Annotated in this window: 6 protein-coding genes and 3 pseudogenes; 5 read left to right on the forward strand and 4 right to left on the reverse strand. The window is 45.3% G+C overall.

Features of this window, described 5'->3' with window-relative positions:
• The first annotated feature begins 38 nt into the window (after positions 1–38).
• A complete protein-coding gene (gene aph(3'')-Ib, locus AC4CVD_RS18500; RefSeq protein WP_001082319.1) occupies positions 39–842 on the forward strand; it encodes an aminoglycoside O-phosphotransferase APH(3'')-Ib in 804 nt (267 codons plus the stop codon).
• Entirely contained in the window at positions 842–1,678 is an 837-nt protein-coding gene (locus tag AC4CVD_RS18505) for an aminoglycoside O-phosphotransferase APH(6)-Id (protein WP_000480968.1), read from the forward strand. The genes aph(3'')-Ib and AC4CVD_RS18505 overlap by 1 nt, the downstream gene beginning before the upstream one ends.
• Positions 1,679–1,808: 130 nt before the next feature.
• On the opposite strand, the pseudogene AC4CVD_RS18510 reads toward AC4CVD_RS18505, so the two are convergent.
• The 4 genes and pseudogenes from AC4CVD_RS18510 to AC4CVD_RS18525 form a co-directional block, all read right to left on the reverse strand.
• Positions 1,809–3,103, reverse strand: a pseudogene (locus AC4CVD_RS18510) (Y-family DNA polymerase).
• 14 nt (positions 3,104–3,117) lie between these two features.
• Positions 3,118–3,744 carry a LexA family protein gene (locus tag AC4CVD_RS18515; RefSeq protein ID WP_419326739.1) on the reverse strand — a complete coding sequence of 209 codons (627 nt, stop codon included), beginning with the start codon at positions 3,742–3,744 and terminating at the stop codon, positions 3,118–3,120.
• A gap of 111 nt (positions 3,745–3,855) precedes the next feature.
• Positions 3,856–4,497 (reverse strand): SOS response-associated peptidase, encoded by a 642-nt coding sequence (locus AC4CVD_RS18520; RefSeq protein ID WP_262450852.1) that lies wholly within the window; start codon positions 4,495–4,497, stop codon positions 3,856–3,858.
• Positions 4,498–4,680: 183 nt separating this feature from the next.
• Positions 4,681–4,914, reverse strand: a pseudogene (locus AC4CVD_RS18525) (transposase); the annotation flags it as partial.
• Position 4,915: 1 nt separating this feature from the next.
• On the opposite strand from AC4CVD_RS18525, the pseudogene AC4CVD_RS18530 reads away from it, so the two are divergent.
• The 3 genes and pseudogenes from AC4CVD_RS18530 to AC4CVD_RS18540 all read left to right on the forward strand — a co-directional run.
• Positions 4,916–5,573 (forward strand): annotated as a pseudogene (locus AC4CVD_RS18530) (DUF4011 domain-containing protein); the annotation flags it as partial.
• A 288-nt stretch (positions 5,574–5,861) separates the two neighbouring features.
• Entirely contained in the window at positions 5,862–6,152 is a 291-nt protein-coding gene (locus AC4CVD_RS18535; RefSeq protein ID WP_078390477.1) for a type II toxin-antitoxin system HigB family toxin, read from the forward strand.
• A 1-nt stretch (position 6,153) separates the two neighbouring features.
• The gene (locus tag AC4CVD_RS18540) at positions 6,154–6,555 is read left to right on the forward strand and encodes a helix-turn-helix domain-containing protein (RefSeq protein WP_078390476.1); all 402 of its coding nucleotides are present in this window, start codon (positions 6,154–6,156) and stop codon (positions 6,553–6,555) included.
• Positions 6,556–6,582: the final 27 nt, after the last annotated feature.

Genomic DNA, 6,582 nt, shown 5'->3' on the forward strand with positions numbered 1-6,582 from the left:
CACCTCCGCGCTTCATCAGAAAACTGAAGGAACCTCCATTGAATCGAACTAATATTTTTTTTGGTGAATCGCATTCTGACTGGTTGCCTGTCAGAGGCGGAGAATCTGGTGATTTTGTTTTTCGACGTGGTGACGGGCATGCCTTCGCGAAAATCGCACCTGCTTCCCGCCGCGGTGAGCTCGCTGGAGAGCGTGACCGCCTCATTTGGCTCAAAGGTCGAGGTGTGGCTTGCCCCGAGGTGATCAACTGGCAGGAGGAACAGGAGGGTGCATGCTTGGTGATAACGGCAATTCCGGGAGTACCGGCGGCTGATCTGTCTGGAGCGGATTTGCTCAAAGCGTGGCCGTCAATGGGGCAGCAACTTGGCGCTGTTCACAGCCTATCGGTTGATCAATGTCCGTTTGAGCGCAGGCTGTCGCGAATGTTCGGACGCGCCGTTGATGTGGTGTCCCGCAATGCCGTCAATCCCGACTTCTTACCGGACGAGGACAAGAGTACGCCGCAGCTCGATCTTTTGGCTCGTGTCGAACGAGAGCTACCGGTGCGGCTCGACCAAGAGCGCACCGATATGGTTGTTTGCCATGGTGATCCCTGCATGCCGAACTTCATGGTGGACCCTAAAACTCTTCAATGCACGGGTCTGATCGACCTTGGGCGGCTCGGAACAGCAGATCGCTATGCCGATTTGGCACTCATGATTGCTAACGCCGAAGAGAACTGGGCAGCGCCAGATGAAGCAGAGCGCGCCTTCGCTGTCCTATTCAATGTATTGGGGATCGAAGCCCCCGACCGCGAACGCCTTGCCTTCTATCTGCGATTGGACCCTCTGACTTGGGGTTGATGTTCATGCCGCCTGTTTTTCCTGCTCATTGGCACGTTTCGCAACCTGTTCTCATTGCGGACACCTTTTCCAGCCTCGTTTGGAAAGTTTCATTGCCAGACGGGACTCCTGCAATCGTCAAGGGATTGAAACCTATAGAAGACATTGCTGATGAACTGCGCGGGGCCGACTATCTGGTATGGCGCAATGGGAGGGGAGCAGTCCGGTTGCTCGGTCGTGAGAACAATCTGATGTTGCTCGAATATGCCGGGGAGCGAATGCTCTCTCACATCGTTGCCGAGCACGGCGACTACCAGGCGACCGAAATTGCAGCGGAACTAATGGCGAAGCTGTATGCCGCATCTGAGGAACCCCTGCCTTCTGCCCTTCTCCCGATCCGGGATCGCTTTGCAGCTTTGTTTCAGCGGGCGCGCGATGATCAAAACGCAGGTTGTCAAACTGACTACGTCCACGCGGCGATTATAGCCGATCAAATGATGAGCAATGCCTCGGAACTGCGTGGGCTACATGGCGATCTGCATCATGAAAACATCATGTTCTCCAGTCGCGGCTGGCTGGTGATAGATCCCGTCGGTCTGGTCGGTGAAGTGGGCTTTGGCGCCGCCAATATGTTCTACGATCCGGCTGACAGAGACGACCTTTGTCTCGATCCTAGACGCATTGCACAGATGGCGGACGCATTCTCTCGTGCGCTGGACGTCGATCCGCGTCGCCTGCTCGACCAGGCGTACGCTTATGGGTGCCTTTCCGCAGCTTGGAACGCGGATGGAGAAGAGGAGCAACGCGATCTAGCTATCGCGGCCGCGATCAAGCAGGTGCGACAGACGTCATACTAGATATCAAGCGACTTCTCCTATCCCCTGGGAACACATCAATCTTACCGGAGAATATCGTTGGCCAAAGCCTTAGCGTAGGATTTCGCCCTCTCCCGCAAACGACCCCGTTAATTTAAATAAGTGCATGTTTTTATCCTACTCTTGGTAAGTCAGACCATTTGGTTAAATACGAAGGTGATCTAAGGTTTTGATTCATGTGCCATGTGGCTTCTTTATTGTTGGCAATGCCTAGCGTGACGAGATTCTTCCCAAACCGTTCACTGATGGCTTCGATGGCATCTGAAAGCCTTTCTCGCTCTTGCTTATGTGAATAGTCCGTGAATAGATCGGGCACAAACTTGGATTGATCTGTAATTTCGAGCAGCACGATTCCCGCCTTTTTATACTTAAAGCCTTTCTTAAATATCTGATCGATGCCTTTCATCGCGGCCTTGGTGATGAGCAGTAGATCATCCGTATGCTCATGCATTTGAACGACGATGTAAGGCGAGTAGCGCTCTGTCTTATCAAAGCGACCGGTTTGGATATACACGCCGATCATCTTGCAGATTGAGCCATCTTCCCGCATTCGTTTCACGGCTCTGGCCACATAAAGCCGAACCGAAGCTTTAATGTCATCCATTTCATACACTGGGTTGCCATATGAACGGCTGCTGATGATTTGCTTCTTCGCTACAGTATCATCACTAAGGTCAATACAAGAAAGGCCCTGTAGCTCAAGCACCGTCTTTTCCATCACGATACTAAACTGCTTTTTGATTTCTTTAGGATTGGCATTGATCAGATCCAGCACAGATTGAACACCCATAGTATTGAGCTTCTTACAGTTCTGTCTGCCTACGCCCCAAACCTCAGACACATCAACCTGCGCGAGTAGCGTTTCTGTAGAGCATGGGTCCATATGGGCCAGATTACAGACCCCATTGAAGAACTTGTTTTTCTTGGCGAGATGATTGGCAATCTTGGCTTCGGTTTTAGAGCGACCAATTCCAATACAGCAGGGTAGGCCTAACCAACGCCAAGCCTTAGCCCTCATGTCTTGAGCATATACAGTCAGGTCAAATAGATGCTCGTAAGCTGTGAGCTTCAGAAAGCATTCATCAATGGAATAGACCTTGTATCTCCTGGTGCAACATAGTCCCCAAGCAGCTCCATAAAGCGCTTGGACATTTCGCCATATAAGGAGAAATTACTTGATAGCACCTGAATGTCATGTTGCTTGATCAGATCCTGAATTTGAAATACAGGAATACCCATTTTAATCCCGAGGTCTTTCGCTTCTTGGCTTCTGGCCACCGCACAGCCATCATTGTTGCTGAGCACGATGGTCGGGCGATCATTCAAGGCAGGATTAAACACACGTTCACACGAGACGTAGCAATTATTCACGTCGACTAACGCGAATATTTCATTTTCACTTTTCATGGTTATTCTTCTTTTTATGAGCGGTGATAAATACGTTTTAAATTAAAAGTCACCACACCCCAGATTGAGATGGTCTGACTGTCATCAGGGATGATGTGATTGTAGTTAGGATTTTCAGCCTTCAACCAAAGTTCTGGAAGCGGATAATCTTCATCGCCAAATATCTCTTTGATTTCGGACTTTGACATCTTATTGGTGATCATCAGCCGCTTAATTGTCGAGGCATTGTTATCAATCAGGGCAATAACAATATCGTAATGCTTGGCTTCAATACTGCGATCAATAATGATTGGATCATTAATCTCTAGGCCAGCATCAAGCATGGATTCACTGTCTACATAAGCAATGAACGTAGAAATCGGGTTGTGAATCAGGAACTCATTCAGATCGAGCGCTTTGTCTTGCTCATCCTTGGTACTAAAGGCTGGACCTGCAGGGATGCGCTCTAGAGAGACGGGAATTGAGACTTTGGATTTGGGTAGAACTGCAGTAAGCCCTAACTGCGCAACCAGTTCATTTTGAACAGCGATTTGTTCAAGCACGGTATTGATGGTAGGGCTTGGCTTACCCTCTGGACCCATGAGCTCTTGTAAAGATGACCATGCGTCGTCAGAGAAGTAGATAGGCAACTTCTTAGACATGTGATACTCCTACGCTACGAGGCGTGTTTGGAAGTAGAATTTGTCTAAATAGGATATTACTAACAACGTTTGAAAATCAAATTTAAAAAGTTGTGGATAAACAAGGATGCGTCAGAATAAGACGTTTTGTTTCTGCTTATCGCGTGGAAAAGTGATGAATTCATCGGGCATTTGAAAAAAATATTCATGCGCGTGTTCATGATCTGCAGTCAGCCAGTCTTTTCTGTACTGCTGTGGAATAACGATGATGGAGCGTTTTTCATCCATCGGTGCATGGAATTGCTTCATGAAGGGGTGATGATCCGAATTGATGGTCAACATTGAAAAGGAACGTACCTTATTGCCATCAATCACCGCATCATCATAGATCCCTGCAACCGTGAAAGGCTGATCATCTTTACGCTTGATGGTGTACCAGTATGGCTTGCCATTGATGTATTTGGGTTCGTAGAACTCTTGCACAGGGACTAGGCAGAACTTGCTGTATTTCCATGAGTGTCGAAAGCTGGGCTTATCAGCTACAGACTCGGTACGTGCATTATAAGTGTGGCTGCTAAATTTCAATTCTTTCGCCCAACTCGGAAGTAATCCAAACTTTGCGATATCAAGTTCCAAATGTTCTGAGCCATTCAAGATGATTGGAGCGTGATAAGAAGGAAAGACATGATCCTTAAGCTCAAGATCGAACTGGCTAGTATCGACACCCAAAAGCATCAAATTTCTTTTACTTGGAAATAGGTAATTCGAGCACATGATTATCATACCTTTAAGTGTCACATTTCGAATTATTTGCCTTAAAATTCCATAACGGAATGTACCAATATTTGAATGATAGGTAAGAAAATACAATTAGACAGACTATAAGCAACAAATCAAGAGTCGTGAACTTTTGTCCTTCACGTACTAAAACTAATGAAAATGCACAAACAGGCGAATTCAAACATGAGGAGCGCCAGTTTCAAAAGCCTTATGATAATCAAAAATTTGAGCAAACTTCTCTAATGGTGTAAGCCAATCTAACTCTTTTCTAGGACGAGTATTCAGTGACATGGCAACTTGATTTAAATAATGCTGATCTGCCTGATTTAAATCAATCTCTTTAGGTAAATATTGCCTTATTAAACCATTCATATTTTCGCATGTGCCTTTCTGCCATGGTGAATGTGGGTCGACATTGAGTAAAGTAGGCATTGAGCATTTATTTGTTAAAAATTTAGAGAATGTGCAAGGGGTGAACGCGATATTATCGATTTCTCAATTACTTACGCAAAAGACCGTGATGGCCGCTTATCTATGAATTTTGGTACGCTTAACCGTCAAGGTGGTCAGCGCCGTCTAAATGTAGCAATTACTAGTGCTCGTCAAGGATTACATGTTGTCTCGGCCTTAATTCCAGAAGAAATTAATTTGGCACGCACCAATAGTGAGGGTGTAAGGGATCTAAAAGATTTCTTGGTTTTTGCTCGTAGTGGTCAGCTGCATTTAAATTATGCTGATCAAAGCAAACAGCAGACTAAAAAGAATTTGTAAAGTACTTACAAAATAGGCTTCAAGAAAAATATTGGAGCGTTGACCTCGGAATAGGTCAGGGCGATAGCTGTGTAGATCTTGCTATTAAAGATGACTTGCATGCAGATAGCTATATTGTAGGTATTCTAGTCGATGGTGAAAATTATGCAAAAGCAGCTACAGCAAGAGACTGTGATCAGCTCAGACCAACAGTATTAAATGGGTTAGGCTGGAAGGTATTATCAGTGTGGACAGTTGATTGGTGGCTGGATCCGGAGCATAACTTAACTAAATTGGTAAAAGCATTAGAAGAGATCTAAATAAATCAACAGGTTGCTTAAGTTGTCTGAAACCTTTGAGATGGAAAGCATGCTTTAAATCAAGTCATTGACTTGGGTTGCATGGTCCATGTGAGTCGTAAATTCTATGAACTGCATGTGACGGGGAAAAGTCAGATTAATGAACAGGAATTTTTAAGGTCATCAGATTAAGTGTATTCTGATAATGAATAAAGCGCCGTTTGGCGCTTTATTCATCCTAGCTCTTCAATATTGCAAAATGCGATAATTGGTTTATACTTGATTTATAGCAAAATGCGATAAAATATTATGCATGTGATCACCCACGCTCGAATTATAGAAGCAATTCACAAGTGGCCACAGGCTGAAACGGCATTAGATGGTTGGTATCGAATCATAAAGGCAAACGATCCGAAAGATTTTGCTGAGATGAAACAGCTCTTTCCAGCGGTCGATAAAGTTAGAAAGTTCCATGTATTCGATATTGGCGGGAACAAGATCCGACTTATTGCCGTCGTGATGTATCACGCAAAACGTGTGTATATTCGTCATGTCTTGTCCCATAAAGAATATGACCAAGGTCATTGGAAGGAAGGTTAGTATGAACGCGATGATTAAACAGGCCGTAGACCACTGGCACTACGTTGCACCATTGCTTAGCAAGCCAGAAAATGAAGACGACTTTCATACACTTGTTGAAGCTTTAGATGAACTTTTAGATACCGTTGGTGATGACGAGTCTCATCCTTTAATGGGGCTTATTCATCAGCTTGGTGATTTGGTTGCTGATTATGAAAATGAGCATCTTCCTATGGTTAAAGGGGATGGCCGTGCTGCTTTGGCTTTTCTAATGGAGCAACATGGTTTAGGTCAGTCTGACTTATCAGAGGTTGCAACCCAATCTGTGATTTCTGAGATTTTAAGTGGAAAACGCCAACTGAATATTCGTCATATTAAGGCATTGTCTGAGCGGTTTAATGTATCGGCAGATACGTTTTTCTAAAAGATAGGGCGCCGTGAGGCGCTGAAC

This window comes from Acinetobacter sp. LipI_23, from assembly GCF_058243045.1.

Bases quoted from the DNA above. Each gene is read 5' to 3' on its own strand.
- AC4CVD_RS18535 (WP_078390477.1), top strand. From the start codon at position 5,862: ATGCATGTGATCACCCACGCTCGAATTATAGAAGCAATTCACAAGTGG.
- AC4CVD_RS18540 (WP_078390476.1), top strand. From the start codon at position 6,154: ATGAACGCGATGATTAAACAGGCCGTAGACCACTGGCACTACGTTGCA.
- AC4CVD_RS18515 (WP_419326739.1), bottom strand. From the start codon at position 3,744: ATGTCTAAGAAGTTGCCTATCTACTTCTCTGACGACGCATGGTCATCT.
- AC4CVD_RS18520 (WP_262450852.1), bottom strand. From the start codon at position 4,497: ATGTGCTCGAATTACCTATTTCCAAGTAAAAGAAATTTGATGCTTTTG.
- AC4CVD_RS18505 (WP_000480968.1), top strand. From the start codon at position 842: ATGTTCATGCCGCCTGTTTTTCCTGCTCATTGGCACGTTTCGCAACCT.